Here is a 26,812-nt window from a genome sequence, read left to right as displayed (position 1 = left end):
TGGGTCGTGTTGTTCGGCGTGGCCATGTTGTACTTCGTGCCGCGCCTGGGGAAAGTCGGGCAGGAACAGGCGAATGCGCGGTCGATGATGACCTTGGTGTCGTTGGCACCGCAGAAGGGACAGTGCATGGTGGCAGGCAACAAAAAAAGGGAGGGCCATGGTAGCGCATCCCCGTGGCAAGACAAGCCATAGGGTTTGCGGTATACAGACGAGCTATATGTTTGATTCATGGATTTCACCTTGCTGGAGCCACACATGTCGCTACGACCGCTCGTCCTGCTCAGTGTTTTAAGCCTGCTGGTGGCCTGTGGCAGCGATGCGCCCAAGCCCCAGCCGCCGACACCCGGCCCCGCGCCGCAACAGGCGCAGAAGAAAGCCAAGGAATCGGCTGACCTCGGCCCGCTACCGGCCTTTCAGCGTGAATTGAGCGGCACCCTGCAAGGTGTGCCCGCCGGTGCCGAAGTCGAACTGGCGTTGCTGGTGATCGACGATAAATCCCGTCCGCAACAATTGCTCGCCAGTTCCAGCCTGATCGGCACGAACCAGGCGTTGCCGTTTCGCCTGCGTTTCAACCCGGAATCCTTCCCGGTCGGCGCCCGCGTTGAATTGCGCGGCCGCGCCAGCCAGTCCGGCCAGTTGATTCTGCACCTGCCGTCGCAAACCATTAGCCAACCGACGACCCAGGCTTTGGGCCAACTGCAATTCGTCAAAGCCCCATGATTGCACCGCTCGACCTGCAACAGGCGTTGGGTGAACTGCTGGGTGATGCGCAGCTCGTCGCCTGTGCGTTACCGGACACCGACCTGAAACTCTGGCTGATCGACGGCGACAACATGGACCGCGCCTTCAGCCAGGATGAAATCCAGCGGATTCTGCATGAACCGCCGTACTGGAGTTTTTGCTGGGCCAGTGGCCTGGCGGTGGCGCGCTATCTCGCTGAGTTTCCGCAATGGGTCAAAGGCAAGCGCGTGCTGGATTTCGGCGCCGGTTCCGGGGTGGCGGGGATTGCCGCATTGAAGGCCGGGGCGCTGGAAGTGGTGGCCTGTGACCTGGACCCGCTGGCGATTGCGGCGTGTCGGGCGAATGCTCGGCTTAATGACGTAGAACTCAATTATTCGACGGATTTCTTTGCCGAGGCAGATCGCTTTGATCTGATCCTCGTCGCCGACGTGTTGTACGACCGGGCGAATCTGCCGCTGCTCGATGAGTTTTTGAGTCGCGGCCAGGAAGCCTTGGTGGCGGATTCTCGGGTGAGGGATTTTCGTCATCCGTTGTACCGGCGCATCGAAATGCTGGAGGCGATGACCTTGCCTGATCTGGCCGAGCCTGAAGAGTTTCGGTATGTGAGCCTTTACCATGCGCGCCGCTCTTAAAAGCTTCGCGGGCAAGCCTCGCTCCTACAGGGTTTGTGGTGATTTCGAATTCGACGTGGACCTGGGTTTGTGGTGATTTCGAAAATCCGCGCGGCCCCGTGGTTTGTATTGATTCGAAATCCGCGCGGACCCTGGGTTTGTGGTGATTCGCAATCGGTGCAGACCCGGGGTTTGTATTGATTTCGAAATCCGCGCGGACCTGGGTTTGTGTTGATTCGAAATCGGTGCAGACCCGGGGTTTGTGTTGATATCGACGCGGACCTGTAGGAGCGAGGCTTGCCCGCGAAGGCGGCCTGTCAGACTGCCCACACTTCCGGCCGCACCCCGCCAAGCCTTATAGTGACCTCATTCACGCTTCCAAGAGATCCCCCATGAGTCAGGAAACGCCGTACATCTTCGACGCCACGACTGCTGATTTCGACCAGTCGGTGATCGAGAACTCTTTTCACAAACCGGTGCTGGTGGATTTCTGGGCCGAATGGTGTGCGCCGTGCAAGGCGTTGATGCCGATGCTGCAAACCATCGCCGAGAGCTATCAGGGCGAGTTGCTGCTGGCCAAGGTCAATTGCGACGTCGAGCCGGACATCGTCTCGCGCTTCGGCATTCGCAGCCTGCCGACCGTGGTGCTGTTCAAGGACGGTCAACCGGTGGACGGGTTTGCTGGTGCACAACCGGAATCCGCAGTCCGCGCCATGCTTGAACCGCATGTGCAGATGCCGCCACCGGCCGCTGCGGATCCGTTCGAACAGGCTCAGGCATTGTTCGACGAAGGTCGTTTTGCCGACGCCGAAGCCATTCTCAAAGTGCTGCTGGGCGAAGACAACACCAACGCCAAGGCGCTGATCCTGTATGCCCGCTGTCTCACCGAACGTGGCGAACTGGGCGAAGCGCAAACCGTGCTCGACGCGGTCAAGACCGATGAGCACAAGGCTGCGCTGGCTGGCGCCAAGGCGCAGATCCAGTTCCTCGGTCAGGCCAAGGATTTGCCGGATGCCGCCGATCTGAAAGCACGCCTGGCGAAAGACCCGCAGGACGATGAAGCGGTGTATCAACTGGCGATCCAGCAACTGGCCCGTCAACAATACGAACCGGCGCTGGATTCGTTGCTGAAGCTGTTCATCCGCAACCGCAGCTACAGAGAAGGCTTGCCGCACAAGACTTTGCTGCAGGTGTTCGAACTGCTGGGCAATGATCACCCGCTGGTGACCACGTACCGCCGCAAGTTGTTTGCAGCGTTGTATTGATTTTGTAGGAGCACGGCTTGCCAGCGAAGGCGTCCTCAAGATCGCCATCGCGAGCAAGCTTTGCTCTTACGCGGGGTTCACCCAGCTATACAGCGGCGTATCTCCACCGCTCACCACCTTCACATCCGCGCAATGGCGCAAGCGCACCAACAACCGCTTGCCCGACGCCGCGCTTCCCGTCAGCCCTTCCAGCTGTTCCAGCAAATCCGGCCCGCTCAATTGCCCGGCCTTGCGCAGCAGGTCCTTGGCGATCTGCCAAAGCGCGTCATCCTGATTCAACGGTTTGGCCGCTGGGGCACTGACTTCCTCGGTTTTGCTGACCTGCAACTGCGCGCCAAGCCGTGCCCAGTCGCCGTCGTCCATTTCCAGGGTCAAATCCACCGGCCAGTCGCCGATGCTTCCGCGTATTCGCAACATGAGTCTGCTCCTGCACATTTCTGACCTGCATGCTCCCATGGGTCTTGTGCAACGCCAAGCGGGCGGGCAAACTCTCCGCACTTTCGTTATAAGATTACATAACAAACCTTTCACTTTACTTTCCGGAGACCCGCCATGCGTCGTCTGCTTCTCGCTCTGCCGTTTGCCCTGTTGCCGCTGGCCGTCGCCCATGCCGCTGATGAACACGGTAGCCTCGGCGCTCATGAACATGGCGTCGGTCGCCTGAACGCGGCGCTGGACGGCCAGACCCTGGAACTGGAACTGGAAAGCCCGGCGATGAACCTGGTGGGCTTCGAACACGCCGCCACCAGCGACGCCGACAAAGCCAAAGTCGCCGCCGCCAAGGCGAAGCTGGAAAACCCGCTGGCGCTGTTCAATCTGCCAAAAGCCGCCGGTTGCAAAGTCGCAACCCAGGAACTGGAAAGCCCGCTGTTCGGTGACAAGCCGGACGCCGACGATGACCACGACGAAGCGGACAAGGACGGTCACGAGCATCACCACGACCACAGCGAAATCCACGCCCACTACCAATTCAGCTGCTCGGCACCCGGCGCGTTGAAAACCCTGGACCTGGCGACGATCTTCAACACCTTCCCGGCGACCCAGAAGATTCAGGTACAACTGATCAGCCCGAGCGGCCAGCAAGGCGTTGAAGTGACAGCCAAGGCTGCAGCCCTGAAGTTCTGATCCACCCCAACCCCCTGTAGGAGCGAGGCTTGCCCGCGAAGGCGTTCTGTCAGTCGACATCTCTGTTGAATGTTATGACCTCTTCGCGGGCAAGCCTCGCTCCTACAAAGGTTCACACTTACCTGACCGGTTTCACATGACCCAAGCACTCATCGAACTGTCCGACCTGGGCTTCAGTTGGCCCGGTCACCCGCCGCTGCTGGATATCCCGGCGTTTCGCCTGGAGCCCGGTGAAACCCTGTTCCTCAAAGGCCCCAGCGGCAGTGGCAAGACCACCCTGCTCGGCTTGCTCGGCGGAGTGCAGAAGCCGGATCGCGGCAGCATCCGTTTGCTCGGCCAGGAACTGACCGACCTCGGCGCCGGTGCGCGGGATCGTTTTCGTGTCGATCACACCGGCTACATCTTCCAGCAGTTCAACCTGCTGCCGTTTCTCTCGGTGCGCGAGAACGTCGAGTTGCCCTGCCACTTTTCCAAATTACGCGCCGAACGCGCGAAACAGCGCCACGGCAGCGTCGATCAGGCCGCCACCACCCTCCTCGCGCATTTGGGTTTGAAGGATGAAAGCATCCTCGGCCGTCGTGCCGATTCATTGTCCATCGGCCAGCAACAACGGGTTGCCGCCGCTCGGGCGTTGATCGGCCAACCGGAACTGGTGATCGCCGACGAACCGACTTCGGCGCTGGACTACGACGCTCGCGAGAATTTCATTCGCCTGCTGTTCGCCGAGTGCCGCGAGGCGGGTTCGAGCCTGCTGTTCGTCAGCCATGACCAGAGCCTCGCGCCGCTGTTCGACCGAAACCTGTCGCTGGCCGAGCTCAATCGCGCCGCCACCCCGTTCGAGGTCTGAGATGTATTTGTTTCGTCTAGCCCTGGCCAGCCTGGCTAACCGCCGCTTCACCGCGATCCTCACCGCGTTCGCCATCGCCCTGTCGGTCTGCCTGCTGCTGGCCGTAGAGCGCGTGCGCACCGAAGCTAAGGCCAGTTTCGCCAGCACCATCAGCGGCACCGACCTGATCGTCGGCGCCCGTTCCGGCTCGGTGAATCTGTTGCTGTACTCGGTGTTCCGCATCGGCAACGCCACCAACAACATCCGTTGGGACAGCTTCGAACACTTTGCCAACAACCCGAAAGTGAAGTGGGCAATCCCGATGTCCCTCGGCGATTCCCATCGCGGCTACCGCGTGATGGGCACCACCGAGGCCTACTTCGAGCACTACCAGTACGGCCATCAGCAACACCTGGAACTGGCCGACGGCCGTGCCTTCGCTACCGATCCGTTCGAAGTGGTGCTCGGCGCCGAAGTCGCAGATGCGCTGCATTACAAACTCGGCGACAAACTGGTGCTGTCCCACGGCGTGGCGGTGATCAGCCTGGTCAAGCACGACGATAAACCGTTCACCGTGGTCGGCATTCTCAAACGTACCGGCACCCCAGTGGACCGCACGTTGCACATCAGCCTCGGCGGAATGGAAGCGATCCATATCGACTGGCACAACGGCGTGCCCGCTCAGGGCAAAGGCCGGATCAGCGCCGATCAGGCGCGCAACATGGACCTGACGCCGCAAGCGATCACCGCGTTCATGCTCGGACTCAACAGCAAGATTTCGACCTTCGCGGTACAGCGTGAAATCAACGAATTCCGTGGCGAACCGATGCTGGCGATCCTGCCGGGCGTGGCGTTGCAGGAGCTGTGGAGTTTGATGAGCACCGCCGAAAAAGCCTTGTTTGTGGTCTCGCTGTTTGTGGTGTTGACCGGGTTGATCGGCATGCTCACGGCGATCCTCACCAGCCTCAACGAACGGCGCCGCGAGATGGCGATCCTGCGTTCGGTGGGCGCGCGGCCGTGGCATATCGCGACGCTGCTGGTGCTGGAAGCCTTTGCCTTGGCGCTGTCCGGGGTGATTGCCGGCGTGGCGTTGTTGTACGTGTGCATCGCCGCCGCCCAAGGTTATGTGCAAGCCAATTACGGCTTGTACCTGCCGCTGTCGTGGCCGAGCGAATATGAATGGACGCTGCTCGGTGGCATCCTGATCGCCGCGCTGCTGATGGGCAGCGTGCCGGCCTGGCGCGCGTATCGCCAATCATTGGCCGATGGCCTGTCGATCCGTTTATGAGGACGTTGAAGATGCCCCGCGCTCTGCTCGCGCTGTTGATGCTGGTCGCCCTGCCCCTGTGGGCGGCCGAGCCGAAGGATTTGACCTGGTCGGAAATGATCCCGCCAGACGCCCCGGCGGAAGTGCCGAACATGACGCCGCTGCACGATCTGTCGCAGATGAGCAGCACCCTGGAGTCGGCGCCCGCCGCCAAGCAAGACCTGCCGAATGCGCCGGTGGTGAAGAGCCTCGATGGCCAGAACATTCGCTTGCCGGGTTACATCGTGCCGCTGGAAGTGAGCGAGGAAGGACGCACGACGGAGTTTTTGCTGGTGCCGTATTTCGGCGCCTGCATCCACGTGCCACCACCGCCGTCGAACCAGATTGTGCATGTGAAAAGCGAAGTCGGCGTGAAGCTGGATGAGTTGTATCAGCCGTACTGGATTGAGGGTTCGTTGCAGGTTAAAGCGTCCAGCAGCGAGTTGGCGGATGCGGGTTATCAGATGGAGGCGGACAAGATTTATGTGTATGAACTGCCGGAGTGAATCCGTGGTTCTGTGTTGATTGTAAGGACGCCTTCGCGGGCAAGCCTCGCTCCTACAAGGGTGTGTCGTTCCCATTTTTGGCGATCGACACAACCCTGTAGGAGCGAGGCTTGCCCGCGAAGGGGCCCTCAAAGGTTCCACAAAAAACAGGCCCATCACTGTTTCATTGAGCTGCATCAAAAGACCGTATCAGATGGCTCTTTACCATTGGACATCGAACATTTTTAACGTCCTTTGGAGCCCCCATGAACAAGTCCTTGCTCAGCGCCTCGCTGTTTGCCCTCGCGCTCGCAGCCCCGCTCGCCCACGCCCACGAGGCCGGCGACATCATCGTTCGCGCCGGTGCGATCACCGTCAACCCGAAAGCCGACAGTTCCAGCGTCAAGGTTGACCAGGGTCCATTGGCGGGCGCCGATCTGGGTGGCAAGGCCACCATGAGCAGCGACACGCAACTGGGTTTGAACTTTGCCTACATGATCGACAGCCACTGGGGCATCGAATTGCTCGCGGCCTCGCCGTTCGAGCATGACGTGAAGATCAAAGGCACCGCCCTGGGCGCGGCCAACGGCAAACTCGGCACCCTCAAACACCTGCCGCCGACCTTGAGCGTCGTGTACTACCCACTCGACGCTAAGTCCGCGTTCCAACCGTATGTCGGCGCCGGCATCAACTACACCTGGATCTACGACGAACACGTCGGCAGCGAAGCCCAAGCTAACGGCTTCAGCAACTTCAAGGCTAAAAACTCTTGGGGTATGGCGTTCCAGGTCGGTGCCGACTACATGATCACCGACAACATCATGCTCAACGCCCAAATGCGCTACATCGACATCGACACCCGCGCGACCGTGGAAAACGACGCCGTAGCGCCGGGCACTCGGGCCAAGGTCAATGTGGACGTTGATCCATTCATCTACATGGTCGGGCTTGGTTACAAGTTCTAAGGCCCCTGCCCTAAGAATGCAGGAGATCCCTGTGGCGAGGGGACTTGCCCCCGTTCGGCTGCGCAGCAGTCGTAAATCCGGTTAGCGTGGTGTATCTGAAGAAACGAGGCGGATGGTTTTGGGTCCGCTTCGCAGCCCGACGGGGGCAAGCCCCCTCGCCACAGGTGTTGAGTCGGCCCAGGAAGTGAATTCCAAGCCATAAAAAAGGCGCCTCAACAGGCGCCTTTTTTTTCGATCAGCGGCCGAGCAACCGCGCCAGCCCCACACACATCGGAGTCTGCTCTGGATAGGTAAACCGCTCCAGCAACCGACGGTTGTTCGCCCGCGAGTGACGGATATCACCGGAACGCGCCGGGCCGTAACTCACTGGTGGCAACTCACCGACCACTTGCTGCAACGCTTCGAGCATCTGCTTGAGCGTCGTCGCCTGATTCCAGCCGACATTCACCGCGCCGACTTCGATCTGCGGCTTCTCGATGGCCTGCACCAGCAAATCCACCAGATCCTCGACGTAGACGAAATCCCGAGTCTGCTCACCATCGCCAAACACGGTGATCGGCAGGCCTTTCTGCGCGCGTTCGCTGAAGATGCTGATCACCCCGGAGTACGGCGAGGACGGGTCCTGGCGCGGGCCGAAGATGTTGAAGAAGCGGAACACCACCGGTTCCAGGCCATGCTGGCGGCGGTAGAAATCGAAGTAATACTCGCCGGCCAGTTTGTCCGAAGCGTATGGCGTCAGTGGCGCCTTGGCGGTTTCTTCGTCAATCGACTCGCCTTCGCCATTGTTGCCGTACACCGCCGCACTGGAGGCGAACAACACCCGCTTCACGCCGGCCTGGCGCATCGCCTCGCAGACATTCAGGGTGCCGATGAAGTTGCTCTGGTGGGTTTTCACCGGATCGTCCACCGATGCTTGCACCGAGGCCACCGCCGCCAGGTGCGCCACGGCGCTGCAACCGAGCATGGAACGGGCGACCAATGCCGCATCGGCGACGTCGCCGACGATCAGCTCGACCTTGGGGTTGTCCAGCGGCAGGTTGCTGCGTTTGCCGGTGGAGAGGTCATCGAGAATCCGCACCGAGTGGCCCTTGGCGAGCAAGGCATCCGTGAGGTGCGAACCGATGAAACCGGCGCCGCCGGTGATGAAAACTGGGCCGTCAGCCATGGCGATAGAACCTATCCAGTAAGCCCGGGAGCGCCGCGCGCCAGGCGCGGGGCTTGATCCCGAAGGTGTGCAGAATTTTCTTGCAGGCCAGCACCGCGTGTTGCGGCTCTTCGGCAGCGTCGGGCCGGGCGGCGTGAGCCTGGGCGGTCGGCGCGTCGATGGCCAGTTCATGCAGGTTGCGTGCTTCGGTGATGATCGCCTGCCCCAATGCCAGCGGCGTGGTCGCCTCATGTCCGGCGTAATGATAGGTGCCCCACAGCGGCGCCGCACAATCGAGTTGCTTGAGCACCGAGATGATCACCCGGGCCGCATCGTCCACCGGTGTCGGATTACCCCGGCGGTCGTCGGCCATCAGCAGTTCTTCCGGTGTTTCGGCCCGCGCGAGGAAGCGCCCGAGGGTGCCGTCGGGGCTGTCGTCGAGCAGCCAGCCGAAACGCAACAACACATGTTGCGGGCAGGTAGCGCGCACGCTTTGTTCGATCCGCCACAAGGCCTGACCACGCAGGCCCAGGGGCACCGGTTCGTCTTTTTCGCTGTAGGCCGTGGCCCGCGAGCCGTCGAATACCCGATAGCTCGACGGTTGCAGCAACACGATGTTGTGGTGCTGGCACAGTTCGGCCAGACGCTCGACCGCGCGTTCCTGCCCGGCCAGACGCTGTTCGCTGACCGCCTCCGCCTGGAACCAGTCAAAGTAATAGGCGAGGTTGATCAGCGCGTCCGGACGGGTGTCGTCGAGCAGTTGCGTCAAGCTCGCGGCGTCCCAGCCGTCTTGTGGTGGGCGGGGGGCGAGGAAGCCGATGTCTTCCTCCGCACCGAGGCGAATCAGCGCCTGCCCAAGGGCATTTCCGCCGCCCAGTAACATAAGGCGCATTCGCATAGAGTCAGCAGGCCCAGTCTGATTGGAACAATGGTTTTATCGACACCGCCCGCAGGCAATGTCGTCGATAGATGCCGGAATCGTTGCATTTTGCGGGTTTAGTGCGCAACCGTCATCCGTAAAGTGTAGATCCCCGATTTTCGCAGTGCCCCTGTGGCGAGGGGGCTTGCCCCCGTTGGGCTGCGCAGCAGCCCCAAAACAAGCAACCGCATTTCATCTGACGCACCGCGTCGTCAGGTTTTACGACTGCTGCGCAGCCGAACGGGGGCAAGCCCCCTCGCCACAGGGATACCGGTCGGCTTCCAAGACTTGCATCTTCCCCACCCCGCCCGCATAAATTAACCCATGAATCTGCCCATCCCTGCAGACAGCGCCCTGGCTGGCTTCCATCCCGCCGTCAGCGCCTGGTTCAGCAAGACCTTCCCGACGGTCACCGCCGCCCAGGCCCGAGCGTGGCCGTTGATTCGTCAGCATCGCTCGACGCTGATCGCCGCGCCCACTGGCTCCGGCAAAACCCTGACGGCGTTCCTCGCCGTGCTCGACGCGCTGGTGCACCAAGGCCTGGAAAACAACGGCGTGTTGCCCGACGAAACCCTGGTGGTCTACGTCTCGCCGCTCAAAGCGCTGTCCAACGACATCCAGATCAACCTGCAAAACCCGCTGGCCGGGATCACCGAGCAACTGCGCCTGATGGGCCTGCCCGAATTGCAGATCAACACCGCCGTGCGCACCGGCGACACCCCGCAAAAAGACCGCTCGGCGATGCGCAGGACGGCGCCGCACATTCTGGTGACCACCCCGGAATCCCTTTACGTGCTGCTCGGCTCCGATTCCGGGCGAAAAATGCTCGGCACCACGCGCACGGTGATTGTCGATGAAATCCACGCCATCGCCGCCAGCAAACGCGGCAGCCACCTGGCACTGAGCCTGGAGCGTTTGCAGGCGCTGTGTCCGCAACCGATGATGCGCATCGGCCTGTCCGCCACGCAGAAGCCTATCGAAGCGGTCTCACGGTTCCTGGTCGGGCGTGATCGTGAGTGCGAAATCATCGACATCGGCCACGCCCGCCCACGGGATCTGGGCATCGAAGTGCCGCCGGTGCCGCTCTCGGCAGTCATGGCCAATGACGTCTGGGAACTGGTCTACGACCGCCTCGCCGCCCTCGCCCGCGAACACCGCACCACGCTGATTTTCGTCAACACCCGGCGTCTCGCCGAACGCCTGAGCCGGCACCTGAGCGAGCGCCTCGGTAAAGAAGCGGTGGCCGCGCACCACGGCAGCCTGGCCAAGGAGTTTCGCCTCGACGCTGAACAACGGCTCAAGCGCGGCGACCTGCAAGTGCTGATCGCCACCGCGTCGCTGGAATTGGGCATCGATATCGGCGATGTCGATCTGGTCTGCCAGATCGCTTCGCCGCGCTCGATTGCCGGATTTCTGCAACGGGTTGGCCGTTCCGGGCACCAGGTCGGCGGCACGCCAAAAGGCCGCTTGTTCGCTACCACACGCGACGACTTGATCGAATGCGCCGCGTTGCTCGACTGCGTGCGCCGGGGCGAACTCGACACCTTGCTGATCCCGGTCGCGCCGCTAGACGTGCTCGCTCAGCAAATCATCGCCGAGGTCAGTTGCCAGGAATGGCACGAAGACGCGCTGCTGGCGCTGTTCCGCCAGGCCTCGCCCTACGCCAGTCTCGACGAGAAACACTACCTGGCGCTGCTGCAAATGCTCGCCGAGGGCTACAACGGGAGTCAGGGTGTCCGCAGCGCTTACCTGCATCGCGACGCGGTGAGTCGCACCTTGCGCGGGCGTCGCGGCGCCAAGCTGACGGCCGTGACCAGCGGCGGCACCATCCCGGACAACGCTGACTACAGCGTGCTGCTGGAGCCTCAAGGACTGAACATTGGCAGCGTCAACGAAGACTTCGCCGTGGAGAGCATCGCCGGGGATATCTTCCAACTCGGCAACACCTCGTACCGAATCCTGCGGGTCGACACCGGCAAGGTTCGGGTCGAAGACGCCCATGGCCAGCCACCGACCATTCCGTTCTGGCTCGGCGAAGCGCCGGGGCGCAGCGCGGAACTGTCGTTTGCCGTGGCGCGCCTGCAAGCACAACTCGATGAACTGCTCGGCGATACGCCCGGCAACTTGCAACCCGCCATCGACTGGCTGACCGATACACTCGGCCTCAACCTCGCCAGCGCCGATCAACTGGTGGATTACCTGGCCCGCGCACGCCTGACCTTGGGCGCCCTGCCGTCCCAGGACACGTTGCTGATGGAGCGGTTTTTCGACGAGTCTGGCGGCACCCAACTGATCATCCACACGCCGTTCGGCAGCCGCATCAACCGGGCCTGGGGCCTGGCCCTGCGCAAGCGCCTCTGCCGCACCTTCAACTTCGAATTGCAGGCCGCCGCCAGCGAAGATGCGATCGTGCTGTCGCTGTCCACCAGCCACAGCTTTGAACTTGATGACGTCTGGCGCTACCTGCACAGCAACAGCGCCGAGCACATCCTGATTCAAGCCGTGCTTGAGGCGCCGCTGTTTGGCGTGCGCTGGCGCTGGAATGCCGGGGTCGCCCTGGCGTTGCCGCGCTACACCGGCGGGCGCAAAGTCGCGCCGCAGATCCAGCGGATGAAAAGCGAAGACCTGATCGCCAGCGTCTTCCCCGACCAGATTGCCTGCGTAGAAAACCTCGCCGGCGAACGGGAAGTGCCCGAGCATCCGCTGGTGGAACAAACCCTCGACGATTGCCTGCACGAAGCCATGGACACCGAAGGCTGGCTCGCGCTGTTGCGACGCATGGAAAGCGGCGACGTGCGCCTGATCAGCCGCGACCTGCCGGCGCCTTCGCCGCTGGCCGCAGAAATCCTCAGCGCCCGGCCCTACACTTTTCTCGACGATGCACCGCTGGAAGAACGCCGCACGCAAGCGGTGCTCAACCGGCGCTGGAGCGATCCGCAATCCACCGACGACCTCGGCGCACTGGATGCCGAGGCGATTCAAGCGGTGCGCGATGAAGCCTGGCCGGCGCCCACTGGCGTCGATGAAATGCACGAGGCGCTGATGAGCCTGGCGTGTATTTCTGACTCTGAAGCTCAAGCCAACCCGCATTGGCTCGAATGGTTGAACACCCTGGCTGAGTCGGGGCGCGCCAGCCGATTACAGATCGATCACGGGCAATCGCTGTGGTTGGCGCTGGAGCGCTTGACCTGCCTGCGAGCGATTTATCCACAGGCGGTTTTAACGCCACCACTGCAAGCGTTGCCCGGTTTCGATGAAACCTGGGACACCGATGAAGCGGTGCTGGAAGTGATTCGTGCGCGGCTTAGCGGGTTTGGTCCGCTACCGCTGAAAGCGATCGCCGATCCGCTCGGATTACCGGCGACTCAAGTCACTCAAGCCCTGGCGCAACTGGAGCGCGAAGGTTATGTGCTGCGCGGGCAATTCACGCCGGGCGTTGATGAAGACGAGTGGTGCGAACGGCATTTGCTGGCGCGGATTCATCGCTATACGGTCAAGCGCCTGCGCCGGGAAATCGAGCCGGTGGCGTTGCAGGATTTCATGCGATTTCTGTTCGACTGGCAGCACCTGTCACCTGCCACCCAAGGCCAGGGCAGTGCGGTGTTGCCGGCGATTGTCAGTCAGTTAGAAGGCTACCCCGCCGCTGCATCGGCGTGGGACAGCGACCTCCTGCCGGCGCGGCTCAAGGACTATTCGCCGAGCTGGCTGGATGACCTGTGCCGCAGCGGCAAACTGGTGTGGACGCGCCTGACCGCGCGCAATAAAAGCACGGGCACGGCGCTGCGCAGCACACCGATTCTGCTGCTGCCGCGCAGTCAGGTCGGGTTGTGGAGCGGCTTGACCGAGCAAACACCGGCCAACGAACTCTCCCCGAAGACGCAAAAAGTTTTCGAGGCACTGAGCCAACACGGCGCGTTGTTTTTTGATGAATTGATCCATGAGGCGCACCTGCTGCGCGCGGAACTCGAAATCGCCTTGCAGGAACTGGTAGGCGCCGGGTTGGTGAACGCCGACAGCTTCGCCGGGTTGCGCGCACTGATCACCCCGGCGAGCAAACGCCAACAGCGCAGCAGTCGCCGTGGGCGCGGCGCGTTTGTCGGCGGCATGGACGACGCTGGGCGCTGGGCCCTGTTAAGACGCGGACCGCCAGCGCCGGTTGTGGATAACAAGCGACCGGCGCCGACGCCGAGCGACACCCTGGAACACATCGCCCTGACCTTGCTGCGCCGCTACGGAGTGGTGTTCTGGCGCTTGCTGGAACGCGAGGCGGATTGGTTGCCGAGCTGGCGCGAATTGCTGCGCACGTTTCATCGCCTGGAAGCACGGGGCGAGATTCGTGGTGGGCGGTTTGTTAGTGGTTTGGCGGGGGAGCAATTTGCGTTACCGGAGGCGATTCCGTTGCTGCGGGAGGTGCGGCGCCGGCCGCATGACGGGAGTCTGGTGGCGGTGTGCGGAGTGGATCCGCTTAACCTGGCCGGGACGCTGTTGCCGGGGGTGAAAGTGCCGGCGTTGGCGAGTAATCGGCTGGTGTATCGGGATGGCTTGCCGGCGGCCGCCGAGATTGCGGGGAAACAGGTTTTTTGGGTGGAGCTGGATCAGCAGGGTTCGGCTGAACTGCACACCAAGCTGACTCGCCACCGCCCTCTGTAGGAGCGAGGCTTGCCCGCGAAGGCGATCTGTCAGTCGACATCTTTATTGCCTGTAACGGCCTCTTCGCGGGCAAGCCTCGCTCCTACAGGTTGTGTGTTGATCGGAGAATGCAGCCAGGGACGCGGAGCGTCCGTTGAGGCATTCCCACGCAGAGCGTGGGAACGATCATCAGCCATCACTGGGTTCGTGGTTGATTCGGCAGCAACACTGGGGAATTTTCCGGTGCCGGCCCTTCCTCTTCCACGCCATCCACCGTCCGATGCGGCATCAAAACCTGCTGTGGATAAGTCTGCGCGAAGTGCACCCACGGACTGTTATCCACAAGCTTTTTCAAGCGCTGGTTGAACGCCCGGCTCACCGCGTATTGCCCGCCTGACACTGTGCGGAACTGCGCCGTCAGCACCACGCCGTTGAGGTCCATCTTGTCGACGCCGAATACGTCGAGCGGGCCTTGCAGGTTGTACTTGAGGAACGCGTCTTCGCGGATCGAATCTCCTGCCTCGCGGATCAGCTCAATCGCCTTGTCCACATCGGTGTCGTAGGTGAACTGCACCGAGAAGAACGCATAGGCGAATTGCCGCGATTGGTTGGTCACAGCCTTGATCTGCCCGAACGGCACCGAATGCACAAAGCCCTTGCCGTCGCGCAGGCGCAAGGTGCGGATGGTCAGGCCTTCGACGGTGCCGGCGTGGCCGGAGTCGAGCACCACCCAGTCGCCAATCGACAGCGTGTCTTCGATGATGATGAACAGCCCGGTGATCACGTCCTGCACCAGTTGCTGGGAACCGAAACCGATGGCCAGACCGACCACCCCGGCACCCGCCAGCAGCGGTGCAACGTTGATCCCCAGATTGGCCATGGTGGTGATCGCGCAGATCACCACCAGGATGATTTTGATCGCATTGCGCAGCAGCGGCAGGATGGTTTTGACCCGCGTGCTCGGTTGCCGCGTCGAGCGTTTGCTGACCGGTGGTTTCAGTGCTTCCTGAATCGCGGTGTCGAGCACCACCCACAGCAGCCAGGTCACCAGGAAGATCAATCCGATGCTGCTAAGCGCATTGCCAATCGCTCGGCCGACGGTGTTTTGCTCGGCGAATTCGAACAGCGAAATGCCCCAGATGCGCCCGAGGATTTCGATGAATGCCACGGCCATGACGATCCGCAGCAACGCGTGCAGCAGGCTGAGAAAGCGATCCTTGTAGGCGCTGCTGCGCTGGATTCTTTCGGCTTTTCGGGATTTGAACAAGTGCTGAAAAATCGTGCTCAGGAACACCGTGGCGATCAGCAAGATCGTGGTGAACAACGCGCAACGCAGGGCTTTTTGATTGTCTTCGCCGACGCCGATCAGGTTGATCGCCGAGACCATCACCATCAGCAAAATCGGCCAGTACCAGAGCCCGGAAAAGATCCGCAGGGATTCTTGCAGCGACGGTTGTTTCAGGCGTTGGGCCAACGGGCGGTTGCGGATCAGATGCGCCACCGGGCGTCGCAGGCGGATGACCAGATAACCGAAGATGATCGAGGCAAACAGCCCGGTAAACACCGCCACGCTGCTGGTGATGTTACCGCCCAGTTGCCGGGCGATCTGCGGGCTGGTCAACGCATCGCTGAGTGCCGCAAGGAAGCCGATCAGGAACAGCGGCTTGGGACAGAAATCGCGGATGATCTGCACCGCCGGACGTTTGTGGCCGGTGTTGAACATGACGACCACGCAAAGCAGCATCGAGGTCGAGAAAATACCGCTGCTGGTGGCGTAAGCAAAACACAGCGCCAACGCTCGCCCCGCCGAGGCTTGCAGGAAATGGCTGACGTAAAGGGTCAACGGCAGGCTGGCAATCGCCGGCAGCGTGTAGGGCAGCAGGTAGCCGAGCAGGTCCTGACTGCGTTGGCGGGTGCTTAGCCAACGGCCCTGGATCAGGCGTTTGGCCGCCAGACCGCCGAGCACCGTGAGCAAGGCAAAAGTGCCGAGCCAGACGCCGGACAGCATCAGGAAATCCCCGGTCACGCTCCAGCCGGAACGCGCGGATGGCTGGTTGACCAGTTTGTCGACTTCATCCGCTGCCCGATCCGCGCGCACGCGCCAGGCGTCCACCAGGTTGTCGTTGAGGTCGAGTTTGTCCTGCACGTCGTCGATGCTGGAACTGATGGCCCCGAGCAGGCCGCCCTGAACCAGTGGTTCGGGCGCGGCAGGCGCTTCAGCGGTGGCGGGAACGCCCGGCAGCGCGGCGGCTTCGAGCTCGCCGCTGCCCAGAATCAGCAACGCCCCCAGTAGTATCGCGGTCTTGAACTTGAACAAAACGCGGAGCTCCTTGCGAAGGGTCTGTAAGGAACTGATCGGCAAATGCCGGGCAAGTTCGGTTTTAGCCCGGATTAAACCAACACCGCAACCTCCCTGTGGGAGCGAGCCTGCTCGCGAAGGCGCCGGTACATTCAACATTGAGGTGCCTGAACCTCCGCTTTCGCGAGCAGGCTCGCTCCCACAGGGTTTGAGGTGTGATGTGGATATTTGATCTGAACGCAAATATCAAATGCCCATCCCCCTATTTTTCCGCACAACCCAAACCCCGACACTGCGCTCCATCAAATAACCCACCGGAGTTGCAGTCATGCCCATTGCCTTGCTCGCGCTGACGCTCAGCGCCTTCGCCATCGGGACGACCGAGTTCGTCATCGTTGGCCTGTTACCCACCATCGGCGCCGACCTCGGGGTCAGCCTGCCGTCCGCCGGCCTGCTGGTCAGCCTCTACGCCTTGGGCGTGGCGATCGGCGCGCCGGTGCTGACCGCCCTCACCGGCAAAGTCCCGCGTAAATTGCTGCTGTTGTCGCTGATGGTGCTGTTCACCCTCGGCAACCTGCTGGCCTGGAAAGCGCCGAGTTATGAATCGCTGATCATCGCGCGGATCGTTACCGGCCTGGCCCACGGGGTGTTTTTCTCGATTGGCTCGACCATCGCCACCAGCCTGGTGCCGAAGGAAAAAGCCGCCAGCGCGATTGCGATCATGTTCACCGGCCTGACCGTGGCGCTGGTCACCGGCGTGCCGTTGGGGACCTTTATCGGTCAGCATTTCGGCTGGCGTGAAACCTTCCTCGCCGTATCGGCGCTGGGCGTGATCGCGTTTATCGGCAGTCTGTTGTACGTGCCGAAAAACATTACCCACAGCAAACCTGCCTCGTTGCTCGAACAACTGCAAGTGCTGAAACAACCGCGCCTGTTGCTGGTGTACGCGATGACAGCGGTCGGTTACGGCGGCTCGTTTATCGCTTTCACTTTTCTGGCACCGATTCTTCAAGACATCTCGGGTTTCAGCGCCAGCACGGTCAGCCTGGTGCTGCTGGTGTACGGCATCTCGGTGGCGGTCGGTAATATCTGGGGCGGCAAACTGGCGGATAAACGTGGCCCGATCAGCGCCCTGAAAATCATCTTCGCCCTGCTCGCTGCCGTGCTGTTTGTACTGACCTTCACCGCCAGCAATCCATGGCTGGCCCTCGCCACCGTGCTGGTCTGGGGTGCGGTCGCCTTCGGCAACGTGCCGGGGCTGCAGGTGTATGTGGTGCGTCAGGCCGAACATCACACCCCGAATGCGGTGGACGTGGCGTCGGGCCTGAACATCGCGGCGTTCAACCTCGGGATTGCCGGGGGGGCGTGGGGCGGAGGCTTGATCGTGGCGAATATGGGTTTGATCCATACCGCGTGGATCGGTGGCCTGGTGGTGTTGGTGGCCCTGGCGCTGACGGCGTGGAGTGGCCGGCTTGATCGGCTGGGGCCGGTGTATGCCGAAAGCTCGACCCGCGTCGTCGCCGGACACTGATACACATCCCTTGTGGGAGCGGGCTTGCTCGCGAAGGCGGTGGATCAGTCAGCATTAATGTTGAATGAAAGACCGCTTTCGCGAGCAAGCCCGCTCCCACAGTTGATTTGTGGTGTCTTTCAGGAAACTTACCGTCCGTAGCCCCGTGGAAACTTTCTCGTTTGCCCGACAGTCATCAAAAGACGGAGGGTATTCGACGGGGAGGACACATGGCGGCGATTCATATTGGTATTTCAGGCTGGCGCTACACACCGTGGCGCGGGGGGTTTTACCCGAAGGGGTTGACCCAGAAGCGCGAACTGCAATTCGCCTCGCGGGCGGTCAACAGCATCGAAATCAATGGATCGTTCTATGCCCTGCAACGGCCTGAACGCTATCTGCAGTGGTACGACGAAACCCCGCAAGGCTTCGTCTTCAGCGTCAAGGCCCCGCGTTTCATCACCCACATCAGACGTCTACGAGACATCCACAAACCCCTGGCGAATTTCTTCGCGTCAGGGGTGTTGGAACTCAAGGAAAAACTCGGCCCGATCCTCTGGCAATTCCCGCCCAGCTTCAAATTTGACGCGGAGCTTTTTGAACACTTCCTCGAACAATTGCCGCACAACACAGAACAGGCCGCCGCCCTCGCCCGCCAGCACGATGCGCATGTGAATGGCCACGCGAGCCTGAAGGCCCACGGCAAAAAACCGTTGCGCCACGCGGTGGAAATTCGCCACGACAGCTTTGTCGACCCGGCCTTCACCCGTCTGCTGCGGCGCTACAACACCGCCTTGGTGATCGCCGACACCGCCGGCAAGTGGCCGTACCGCGAAGACATCACCAGCGATTTCGTCTACCTGCGCCTGCACGGTGCCGAAGAGCTCTACGCCAGCGGCTACACGCCCGAGGCGCTGGAACACTGGGGCGAGCGGATCGATGCCTGGAACCACGGCCAACAACCGGCGGACCCGCATTTGATCGCGCCGCGACAAAAACCCAAGGTGCGCAAATCCCGGGAAGTCTTCTGCTATTTCGATAACGACATCAAGGTTCGCGCCCCCTTCGACGCACGCAGCCTGCTGGAGCGCTTTCATCTCGACGATGACCTCGCCACCCGCCCCGGTGAGCCCGCCGCCGCAGGAGTGCTGTCATGAGCATTTCCGAACCGGTCGGCAGCACCGACGAGCAGGAAACCATCAGCACCGCAGTGCGCCGTTTTACCGTGCTGACGGTCAACACCCACAAGGGTTTCACCGCGCTCAACCGGCGTTTCATCCTGCCCGAGTTGCGCGAGGCCGTGCGTAGCGTGTCCGCCGACGTGGTGTTTTTGCAGGAAGTCCACGGCACCCACGAGCAGCATCCCCAGCGCTACAGCAACTGGCCGACGATGCCGCAATACGAATTCCTCGCCGACACCCTGTGGCCGCAGTTTGCTTACGGCCGCAACGCGGTGTACCCGGCGGGCGATCACGGCAATGCCTTACTGTCGAAATTCCAGATCGTGCGCCATGACAACCTCGACGTGTCCATCAGCGGCCACGAGAACCGCGGCATCCTGCATTGCGTGTTGCGCTTGCCCGGCGACGCTCAGGAAGTGCACGCGATTTGCGTCCACCTCGGGCTGCATGAAGCGCATCGCACCGAACAACTGAATTTGCTGACCCGGCGCCTCGCAGAGCTGCCGGAGGATGCGCGGGTGATCGTCGCCGGTGACTTCAACGATTGGCGCCAGCGCGCCGATGCACTGCTTAAACCTGCGGGCCTGCGCGAAGTCTTCGCCGAACACCACGGCAAACCGGCCCGTACCTTCCCGGCGCGCTGGCCGGCGTTGCGCCTGGACCGCATCTATGTGCGCAACCTCAAGGCCAGTCGTCCGCAAGTATTGGCCGCGCGACCCTGGTCCCACCTCTCTGACCACGCACCGCTTTCGGTGGAGATCGAGCTATGAGCAATCCCCCGATGGAGAAAGCCAGCGTGCAACAAATTCCCGCGCCACCGATGGTCGAGCCGGCGGCGGTTGACGTCGAATATGCGTGGCAGGGAAACAACCTTGTCGAGCTATTGGAAAACGGTGAAGCGTATTTCCCGCGGGTGTTCGAGGCCATGCGCGCGGCCAAGACTGAAATCCTCCTGGAAACTTTCATTGTTTTCGAAGACAAGGTCGGCAATGAGCTGCAGCAGGTGCTGATTGAAGCCGCACAAAGGGGCGTGCGCGTTACCGCCAGCCTCGACGGTTTCGGCTGTGGCGAGCTGACCACCGGTTATCTCACGGCCCTGAGCGAGGCTGGCGTGCACATCCAGATCTTCGACCCGGCGCCCAAGCATCTGGGCTTTCGCACCAACTGGTTCCGCCGCCTGCACCGCAAGATTGTGGTGGTCGATGGCACGATTGCGTTTATCGGCGGGATCAACTTTTCCGCCGACCACCTGGCCGACTTCGGCCCCGAGGCCAAGCAGGATTATTCCGTTGAAGTGCAAGGCCCGGCGGTAGCGGACATTCATCACTTCGCGTTGCTGCAAAGCGGTCGACCGGCTCGCGCCAAGTATTGGTGGCAACGCCGCCGCCAACGACGTTCGGAACTGGCCTTCAACGACCATGACGGTCAGGTCCGGCTGGTGTATCGCGACAACGGTGACCATCGCACCGACATCGAGGAGGTTTACCGACAAGTGCTGCGCAGCGCCCAGCGTCGCGTTGTCATCGCCAACGCTTACTTCTTTCCTGGTTATCGCCTGCTGCGAGAGATCCGCAACGCGGCCCGGCGTGGCGTCGAGGTGCGGCTGATTCTGCAAGGTCAGCCGGACATGCTGGTGGCCAAGCTTGCCGCACGCATGACCTACGACTACCTGCTCAAGTCCGGCGTACAGATTCATGAATATTGCGAGCGACCGCTGCACGGCAAAGTCGCCCTGGTGGATGAAGACTGGAGCACCGTCGGTTCGAGCAACCTCGACCCGTTGAGCCTGTCGATGAACCTGGAAGCCAATGTGTTGATCCGCGACCGGACCTTCAACCGCCTATTGTTTGAGCGCCTTGAAGACCTGAGCAACAACCATTGCAAAGCCATGTCGCCGGACAAGGCCCCACGCGGGCGGGTCTGGCACATGACCGTCGGCTTCCTGGTGTTCCACTTCCTGCGCCATTTTCCGGCGTGGGCCGGTTGGCTGCCGGCACACAAGCCGCGCCTGAAACCCTTCATCCACAAGGCCGGGAGCGATCATCATGAGCCACTCTGAGGCACCACCGGCGACCCACGCCGACAGCGCTGCGCCTGCAAAAAAATCCCGTTGGAGCCGTTGGAAAAAACCGCTGACGATGCTGTTTTTCCTGGCACTGATCGTGTTGTTCACGATGCTCGCCCAGCGCATTGAATGGAACGAGGTGTTCGACACCCTGGCCGATTTCAAGGTGCGCACACTGATCATCGCTTCCGGTCTGACGCTGGTGAGCTTCCTGGTCTACGCCTGCTTCGACCTGATCGGCCGCACCTACATCCGCCAGGACCTGACCTGGAAACAGATCCTGCCGGTGGGGATCATCAGCTACGCCTTCAACCTCAACTTGAGCGCGTGGGTCGGCGGTATTGCCATGCGTTATCGGTTGTATTCACGGCTGGGCGTGAGCAAAAGCAACATCGCGAAAATCCTCGGGCTGAGCCTGGCGACCAACTGGTTTGGCTACATGGTGATTGCCGGCGCGATCTTCAGCAGCGGCCTGGTGAGAATGCCGCCTGGCTGGAAGCTAAGCAGCGATGCGTTGCAAGTTGTCGGGGTGGTATTGCTGCTGGTGAGCGCGGGGTATCTGGCGGCGTGCCAGTTTTCCAAGCGTCGGGAATGGGCGATACGCGGGGTGGAAATCAACCTGCCGTCGCTGCGCATGGCGGTGCTGCAACTGGCGCTCGGAGCGTTGAACTGGTCGCTGATGGCGGCGGTGATTTTCACCCTGCTGCCGAGCAAGCTGGATTATCCGTTGGTGCTGGGGGTGTTGCTGATCAGCGCGATTGCCGGAGTCATTACGCACATTCCGGCGGGGCTTGGGGTGCTGGAAGCGGTATTCGTGGCGCTGCTGCAACATGAAGCGTCGCGGGGCAGCCTGGTGGCGGGGTTGCTGGCGTATCGGGCGATTTATTTCATATTGCCGTTGTTGATTACGCTGGTGATGTATTTGGTGGTGGAGGCCAAGGCCAAGTCGTTGCGGATTGCGAAGAAACCTTCTTGAGAATAGCGGTGCGGCGGATGACGCCTTCGCGGGCAAGCCTCGCTCCTACAGGGTTTGCGCAAGTCCTGTAGGAGCGAGGCTTGCCCGCGAAGCATTCACCGCCGACATTATGTCGATTGAATAATGCTCAACCGCTCACCCACCACCATTTCCGTGATCCAGTCCACGAGGATCGAGGTGTAGGCCTGTTGTGAAACGGGGTCGCTCAAGGCGTGATCGGCGCCGTCGATGATGCGGTGGGTCAGCGAGTGCGTCTGCTGGCATGCCGCGCGGTAACTCATGATCGTCGCGTGGGGAATGTGATCGTCAGTCTCCGACTCCACCAACAGCACATCCCCGGTAAACGCCGCGCAGGCATGCAGCGCCCGATTGTTCTCGGAATGCACCAGGGTGCTGCGGTAATCCAGCAAATCCACCTTATCCAGATCCCGTTTGGGCGTATGCCATTGCTCGTCGCGATACAGCGCCGGCACCCGCAGCGCCAGCCAGCGCACCGGGCGCAATGACGTGAGGATCGCCGCCAGGTAACCGCCATAGCTGGTGCCGACCACCGCAATCGCCGAGGTGTCTAGAGCCGGGTGGGCGAGCAAGCGGTCGTAAGCGGCCAACAAATCTCGCAGGTTGTCCTCGCGAGTCACCTGGGACAAGGCAATGCCGGTGCCCCCCGTGTGGCCGCGCAGGTCGAAGGTCAAACAGACACAGCCCAAACCGGCGATGCCTTTGGCGCGTTCCAGATCTCGTTCCTGACTGCCGCCCCAGCCGTGCACAAACAACACGCCGGGGACTTTCGATTTGGGGCTGAGGAAATGCCCGGTCATCTGTTCGCCGTCTATATCGATTTCAATCGTTTCGCTTCTAGCCGTCATAGGATTTGACCGTTACGTACTTGAGAAGAAAGTCGCTGTTTTCCGCCGGGCCGCGATACACCTCGATGGCATCCGCCGGCAGCGGTTGATCGATGTAGGTTTCTACCGACGACACGCGAATCGCGCTCATCCCCGGATCGTTGATAAAGCTCTGCAGCGCGGCGACTTCGGCGCTGCTGGCCCCGCCCATGCGCCAGGATTGTTCGAGTACGCCGCTGCGTTGTTTGCCGTTGCTGTCCAGCCCTTGGGCGATGTCGTAATTGCGTCGCGAAGCGTAGAAACCGGGGTAAGCCTCGTCCGCTGCGTTGTCGAATACCTGGGCTTGCTGGATTGCCAGGCGCACATCGTCAGGTAGCTCCAGCTCCAACAAATCCTCGTAGTAACCCTGCACCACCAGCAAGTTGGAACCTCCGTAAACCTGCTCGCCTCGACCGTCTTCGGTCAAGTATTGATCGCCGCAGTAACTCAGCACTTTGTCGCCGATAAAGGTCTGGCCGACGCTGTGGGTAATCACCTGGTCGAGGTCCTGCTCCAGCACGACGCCCTCGGTGAACAGCTGCTCGGCATCAGGCCGAGCGAGGATGGCGTCGAACTCGTTCAGGCTTTTGATCACTTCCTGACCGCGCCCGGCGCAGGCATGAATCGGTTTGAGGCGGATCGGGCCGCTCTCGAGCAAATGTTCCGCCGCCGGGCGCGCGTCCTCCAGAGAAAATACGCTGAGGCCATCGAGCACGACGTTGCGCACGCGCTCGGAAAACAACGGAGACCAGCCTTCCGGTGCATGGGCATCTCGATTGAGTAAACCGTGGCTGATGGCTTTGGTGCAGATGAAGTCGTGGTCGACGTAACCACCCCACAAATCCTCCGGGCCTCTGACCCCCAGTTGCCGAGCGTTGGCGACGCCCACCAGGGTCTGGGTCGGCAATAGGTACAGGTCGCGGCCGCTATGCTGCTCGGGATCGTAGCTGCCGCCGTATTTGAGCCCGAGGATCTGCGCCAGCCACTTGGCCAGCGCCCGATTGGTTTCGACTTCGTGCAGCGGGGCTTCAGGCCGCACGGAATGGGCGACGACCAGTTTTTTGCGATTTGTTGGGGTCATGCGTCCCCCTTCAATCTGCGTTGATGAATGTGGCTTGAGGGGTGCAGGGATCAAGCCAACGGTGTCTGAAAATAAATGGCTTTCAGATCAGGTGTTTGCTCAAACGATGGTGGCGTTAGGCCTGTTTGATTCTGCACGACCTCTCCCGGGACTCCGGCATATTGCACGACCAAAAGTCACACGCCGTCCCCTGTGGGAGCGAGCTTGCTCGCGATGGCGGTGTATCAGTCAGCATAGATAGCGACTGGCAGATCGCAATCGCGAGCAAGCTCGCTCCCACAGGGGATTTTCAGTGAATTCGTTACCGTGCAACGGCAACAGGCGGGGTTACACCAAATCTTGCCCGATAATCACTCGGCGCCAGCCCGGTGATTTTCTTGAACGTGGCGCGAAACGCACTCGGGTCTTGATAGCCGACGGTCCAGGCGATGTGGTCGATGGTGCCATTGGTGAACTCGAGCATTTCCCGCGCCTTGCCGACTCGCAAATGCTGGCAGTACTCGGTGGGTTTGAGCCCGGTCGCCGCGCGGAACCGGCGCAGGAAGGTGCGCTCTTCCAGCCCTGCGCGCTCGGCCATCGCGGTCAGCGACACGTCGATCGCGCCGGTGCTTTGCAGCCAGTGCTGGACCTTGAGAATCGACGCATCGCCATGGCTGAGAATCGGCGCAAAGTTGCTGCCGCACTGGCTCGCGCTGTCGCTGTGTTCCACCACCAGAAACCGTGCAGTGCCGCTGGCGATGCTCGGCCCGAGCAAGCGATCGACCATGCGCAAACCCAGCTCGGACCAGGCCATCAGCCCGGCGGTGGTGATCAGGTCGCCGTCATCGACGATGGGCGTATCGGCCAAGAGCTTGATCGCCGGGTAACGCTCGGCAAACGTTTTGGCCGAGGTCCAGTGAGTGGTGGCGCTACGACCGTCGAGCAGCCCGCTTTCCGCCAGCAGGATCGAGCCCACGCAAACGCCGCCCAGGGTCGCACCTTGGGCATGTTGCTGGCGAATCCAGCGAATCACGCCTTGTGGCGCCTGGCTCTCGGAAAATCCGCCAATCGATGGCGGGATCATCACCGCGACTAACGCGCCATCCGGGCCGGGATGACTGTCGTACACCCGCTCGGGCACCTGATCGCCCTCACCGCGCCAATGACTGATGCGCAGCATCGGCAATTGCGCCGCCTGATGCTCGGCGGCGATCCGGTTGGCGACCCCGAACAGGTCCGTCAACCCATGCACCGCCGCCATCTGCGCGCCGGGATAGATCAACACGCCCAATTCGGCGACTGGCCTTTCTACGCCCATTGTCAGTTTTCCCCCTTCTATTGTCGGTGCGGCCAATCCTCGGCGGGCCGGCCAGCGCCGATACTTCATTCCACACCCACACACACTTCGAGGAAACACTCATGGCCAAGCAAGCGCTCATCGTAGTCGATATCCAGAACGACTACTTCCCCCAAGGCAAGTGGCCGCTGGTCGGCGCCGACGCGGCGGCGGACAAGGCCGTACGGCTGATCAACGCCTTCCGCGAGGCCGGTGATCCGGTGGTGCATATCCGCCACGAGTTCACCTCCGACGCGGCACCCTTCTTCACCCCTGGTTCTGACGGCGCGAAGCTGCACCCCAAAGTCCTCAACCGCGCCGACGAACCGGTGGTACTCAAGCATTTCGTCAACTCGTTCCGCGAAACCGAGCTGGAAGCCATCCTTGACCAGCAAGGCATCGAAAATCTGGTGGTAGTCGGCAGCATGAGCCACATGTGCGTCGACGGCATCACCCGCGCCGCCGCTGACCTGGGCTACAGCGTGACAGTGATCCACGACGCCTGCGCCAGCCGCGATCTGGAGTTCAACGGTGTGACGGTGCCTGCCGCCCACGTTCATGCAGCTTTCATGTCGGCACTGGGATTCGCTTATGCGAACGTGGTATCCGCCGACGAATTCCTCGCCAGCTGACACCATCGAAACAATTGGTTAAATAAAAAGGCCCGCAGCGTTCTCGCGCTGCGGGCCTTTGTATTTCCATCCGTAAAAAATCTCACGCGTGAGCTATTGAGGGCCTCGAAAATTCACTGTAGTGTTTATCACGCGTGAGATTTTCACTACGGAGTCACCAGTATGAAAAGTAGCTCTCCGTCAGGTCCGCCTGCCGAGCCTGTTACCGATACAGCGAGCCGCAAGGGAGAGCGCTCGAAGCCGTCCGCGAAAAAACCGTCGAGCTTCTACATGAAGCAGATGCGTGCGGGCCTGGGTGCCGCCGGTTATGTGAAACACGAGACTTGGGTGCTTCCCGAAAACCGAAGCCTGCTCAAGCAGATGGAGAAACAGCTACGCCAACCGATCCTGGCTGGCTCATTCATGTCGGAGAATTACATGAGCGCAGGTACAAACTGGAACATCGACCGCCTCTTCAGCGCCCTCCAGGCCCTTGATGAAGTGGTTTCCAACGACATCACCCTTTCCCTCGTTCAGGGCTCCGAGCCGAGCATCAAGCTGGAGATGAACGACTTCGGCGGCCTGCCGATTTACATCGCGGTGGTGGGCGAGCAGATCATCGTCGACACCGTGCTGGTGGACGTCGAGTCGATCAAGGACGTGCCGGCCTTCAATGACGCCGTACTGCGCAGCCGCGAGCTGTTCCCGTTGTCCTCGATCGGTATCGAGTCGATGCCGAACGGGCAGACCGTCTACAACATGTTTGGCGCATTGAGCTCCGATTCCAGCCTGACCAACGTCGTGACCGAGGTCAAAACCCTCGTCGACAACGTGCAGCGCGCCAGCGAAGCCTTTGAACGGTTCTTCCATTAAT

General features: G+C 61.4%; 23 protein-coding genes and 1 pseudogene. 17 read left to right on the top strand and 7 right to left on the bottom strand.

Features of this window, described 5'->3' with window-relative positions; all coding sequences use genetic code 11:
- From ACIOYV_RS23530 to trxA, 4 genes and pseudogenes are all read left to right on the top strand, one after another.
- Nucleotides 1-192 (top strand): annotated as a pseudogene (locus ACIOYV_RS23530) (hypothetical protein); the annotation flags it as partial.
- Nucleotides 193-255: 63 nt separating this feature from the next.
- Nucleotides 256-720, top strand: a complete 465-nt coding sequence (locus ACIOYV_RS23525) for a hypothetical protein (protein WP_290024437.1) — start codon at nucleotides 256-258, stop codon at nucleotides 718-720.
- Nucleotides 717-1,373: a class I SAM-dependent methyltransferase gene (locus ACIOYV_RS23520; RefSeq protein ID WP_401327445.1), complete on the top strand. Its 657-nt coding sequence runs from the start codon at nucleotides 717-719 to the stop codon at nucleotides 1,371-1,373. The genes ACIOYV_RS23525 and ACIOYV_RS23520 overlap by 4 nt, the downstream gene beginning before the upstream one ends.
- Before the next feature lie 371 nt (nucleotides 1,374-1,744).
- Nucleotides 1,745-2,617 carry a thioredoxin gene (gene trxA / locus ACIOYV_RS23515; protein ID WP_401327442.1) on the top strand — a complete coding sequence of 291 codons (873 nt, stop codon included), beginning with the start codon at nucleotides 1,745-1,747 and terminating at the stop codon, nucleotides 2,615-2,617.
- Nucleotides 2,618-2,683: 66 nt separating this feature from the next.
- Here trxA and ACIOYV_RS23510 read toward each other — a convergent pair whose 3' ends face one another.
- Entirely contained in the window at nucleotides 2,684-3,034 is a 351-nt protein-coding gene (locus ACIOYV_RS23510; RefSeq protein ID WP_401327439.1) for a hypothetical protein, read from the bottom strand.
- A gap of 135 nt (nucleotides 3,035-3,169) precedes the next feature.
- Here ACIOYV_RS23510 and ACIOYV_RS23505 point away from each other — a divergent pair, with 135 nt between their 5' ends.
- The 5 genes from ACIOYV_RS23505 to ACIOYV_RS23485 all read left to right on the top strand — a co-directional run bounded on the left by ACIOYV_RS23505 (nucleotide 3,170) and on the right by ACIOYV_RS23485 (nucleotide 7,324).
- A complete protein-coding gene (locus tag ACIOYV_RS23505) occupies nucleotides 3,170-3,742 on the top strand; it encodes a DUF2796 domain-containing protein (protein ID WP_265041174.1) in 573 nt (190 codons plus the stop codon).
- A 136-nt stretch (nucleotides 3,743-3,878) separates the two neighbouring features.
- Complete coding sequence (locus ACIOYV_RS23500; protein ID WP_401327435.1) at nucleotides 3,879-4,589, top strand: ABC transporter ATP-binding protein; 711 nt, start codon at nucleotides 3,879-3,881, stop codon at nucleotides 4,587-4,589.
- Nucleotide 4,590: 1 nt separating this feature from the next.
- Entirely contained in the window at nucleotides 4,591-5,856 is a 1,266-nt protein-coding gene (locus ACIOYV_RS23495; protein ID WP_054052304.1) for an ABC transporter permease, read from the top strand.
- Between the two features lie 11 nt (nucleotides 5,857-5,867).
- Entirely contained in the window at nucleotides 5,868-6,380 is a 513-nt protein-coding gene (locus ACIOYV_RS23490; protein ID WP_054052301.1) for a DUF3299 domain-containing protein, read from the top strand.
- Nucleotides 6,381-6,625: 245 nt separating this feature from the next.
- On the top strand, nucleotides 6,626-7,324 hold the full coding sequence (locus ACIOYV_RS23485) for an OmpW family protein (protein WP_163911435.1): 699 nt from the start codon (nucleotides 6,626-6,628) through the stop codon (nucleotides 7,322-7,324).
- 235 nt (nucleotides 7,325-7,559) lie between these two features.
- On the opposite strand, the gene ACIOYV_RS23480 is transcribed toward ACIOYV_RS23485, so the two are convergent.
- Complete coding sequence (locus ACIOYV_RS23480) at nucleotides 7,560-8,489, bottom strand: NAD-dependent epimerase/dehydratase family protein (RefSeq protein ID WP_401327430.1); 930 nt, start codon at nucleotides 8,487-8,489, stop codon at nucleotides 7,560-7,562.
- Complete coding sequence (locus ACIOYV_RS23475) at nucleotides 8,482-9,366, bottom strand: sugar nucleotide-binding protein (RefSeq protein WP_054052295.1); 885 nt, start codon at nucleotides 9,364-9,366, stop codon at nucleotides 8,482-8,484. The genes ACIOYV_RS23480 and ACIOYV_RS23475 overlap by 8 nt, the downstream gene beginning before the upstream one ends.
- A gap of 345 nt (nucleotides 9,367-9,711) precedes the next feature.
- Between ACIOYV_RS23475 and ACIOYV_RS23470 the strand changes: the two genes are divergently transcribed.
- Nucleotides 9,712-14,037, top strand: a complete 4,326-nt coding sequence (locus ACIOYV_RS23470; RefSeq protein WP_401327427.1) for a DNA glycosylase AlkZ-like family protein — start codon at nucleotides 9,712-9,714, stop codon at nucleotides 14,035-14,037.
- 175 nt (nucleotides 14,038-14,212) lie between these two features.
- Here ACIOYV_RS23470 and ACIOYV_RS23465 read toward each other — a convergent pair whose 3' ends face one another.
- Complete coding sequence (locus ACIOYV_RS23465) at nucleotides 14,213-16,333, bottom strand: mechanosensitive ion channel family protein (RefSeq protein ID WP_401327425.1); 2,121 nt, start codon at nucleotides 16,331-16,333, stop codon at nucleotides 14,213-14,215.
- A 310-nt stretch (nucleotides 16,334-16,643) separates the two neighbouring features.
- On the opposite strand from ACIOYV_RS23465, the gene ACIOYV_RS23460 reads away from it, so the two are divergent.
- The 5 genes from ACIOYV_RS23460 (at nucleotide 16,644) to ACIOYV_RS23440 (ending at nucleotide 22,047) form a co-directional block, all read left to right on the top strand.
- Nucleotides 16,644-17,846, top strand: a complete 1,203-nt coding sequence (locus ACIOYV_RS23460; RefSeq protein ID WP_054052289.1) for an MFS transporter — start codon at nucleotides 16,644-16,646, stop codon at nucleotides 17,844-17,846.
- A gap of 209 nt (nucleotides 17,847-18,055) precedes the next feature.
- Nucleotides 18,056-18,982, top strand: a complete 927-nt coding sequence (locus ACIOYV_RS23455) for a DUF72 domain-containing protein (protein ID WP_401327422.1) — start codon at nucleotides 18,056-18,058, stop codon at nucleotides 18,980-18,982.
- The gene (locus tag ACIOYV_RS23450; protein ID WP_401327420.1) at nucleotides 18,979-19,776 is read left to right on the top strand and encodes an endonuclease/exonuclease/phosphatase family protein; all 798 of its coding nucleotides are present in this window, start codon (nucleotides 18,979-18,981) and stop codon (nucleotides 19,774-19,776) included. Before ACIOYV_RS23455 ends, ACIOYV_RS23450 begins: the two co-directional genes overlap by 4 nt.
- On the top strand, nucleotides 19,773-21,065 hold the full coding sequence (clsB, locus tag ACIOYV_RS23445) for a cardiolipin synthase ClsB (RefSeq protein WP_401327417.1): 1,293 nt from the start codon (nucleotides 19,773-19,775) through the stop codon (nucleotides 21,063-21,065). Before ACIOYV_RS23450 ends, clsB begins: the two co-directional genes overlap by 4 nt.
- A complete protein-coding gene (locus ACIOYV_RS23440) occupies nucleotides 21,052-22,047 on the top strand; it encodes a lysylphosphatidylglycerol synthase domain-containing protein (protein WP_401327414.1) in 996 nt (331 codons plus the stop codon). Before clsB ends, ACIOYV_RS23440 begins: the two co-directional genes overlap by 14 nt.
- 107 nt (nucleotides 22,048-22,154) lie before the next feature.
- Here the strand turns inward: ACIOYV_RS23440 and ACIOYV_RS23435 are convergent, their stop codons facing one another.
- The 3 genes from ACIOYV_RS23435 to ACIOYV_RS23425 form a co-directional block, all read right to left on the bottom strand.
- Nucleotides 22,155-22,913 (bottom strand): S9 family peptidase, encoded by a 759-nt coding sequence (locus ACIOYV_RS23435; RefSeq protein ID WP_054052279.1) that lies wholly within the window; start codon nucleotides 22,911-22,913, stop codon nucleotides 22,155-22,157.
- Nucleotides 22,903-24,012 carry a DUF3182 family protein gene (locus ACIOYV_RS23430; RefSeq protein ID WP_401327412.1) on the bottom strand — a complete coding sequence of 370 codons (1,110 nt, stop codon included), beginning with the start codon at nucleotides 24,010-24,012 and terminating at the stop codon, nucleotides 22,903-22,905. Before ACIOYV_RS23430 ends, ACIOYV_RS23435 begins: the two co-directional genes overlap by 11 nt.
- 301 nt (nucleotides 24,013-24,313) lie before the next feature.
- Nucleotides 24,314-25,309, bottom strand: coding sequence for a GlxA family transcriptional regulator (locus ACIOYV_RS23425; RefSeq protein WP_401327410.1), 996 nt, complete (start codon nucleotides 25,307-25,309; stop codon nucleotides 24,314-24,316).
- Nucleotides 25,310-25,410: 101 nt separating this feature from the next.
- On the opposite strand from ACIOYV_RS23425, the gene ACIOYV_RS23420 reads away from it, so the two are divergent.
- Together ACIOYV_RS23420 and ACIOYV_RS23415 are read left to right on the top strand one after the other, a co-directional pair.
- The gene (locus ACIOYV_RS23420; protein WP_401327408.1) at nucleotides 25,411-25,959 is read left to right on the top strand and encodes a cysteine hydrolase family protein; all 549 of its coding nucleotides are present in this window, start codon (nucleotides 25,411-25,413) and stop codon (nucleotides 25,957-25,959) included.
- Nucleotides 25,960-26,229: 270 nt separating this feature from the next.
- Entirely contained in the window at nucleotides 26,230-26,811 is a 582-nt protein-coding gene (locus ACIOYV_RS23415; protein ID WP_152981122.1) for a YjfI family protein, read from the top strand.
- The last annotated feature ends 1 nt before the right edge of the window (nucleotide 26,812 follow it).

The organism is Pseudomonas sp. NPDC087342 (assembly GCF_044744265.1).
In the GTDB taxonomy this organism is placed as follows: domain Bacteria; phylum Pseudomonadota; class Gammaproteobacteria; order Pseudomonadales; family Pseudomonadaceae; genus Aquipseudomonas; species Aquipseudomonas nunensis.
This window is presented reverse-complemented; position numbering and strand designations above follow the sequence as displayed.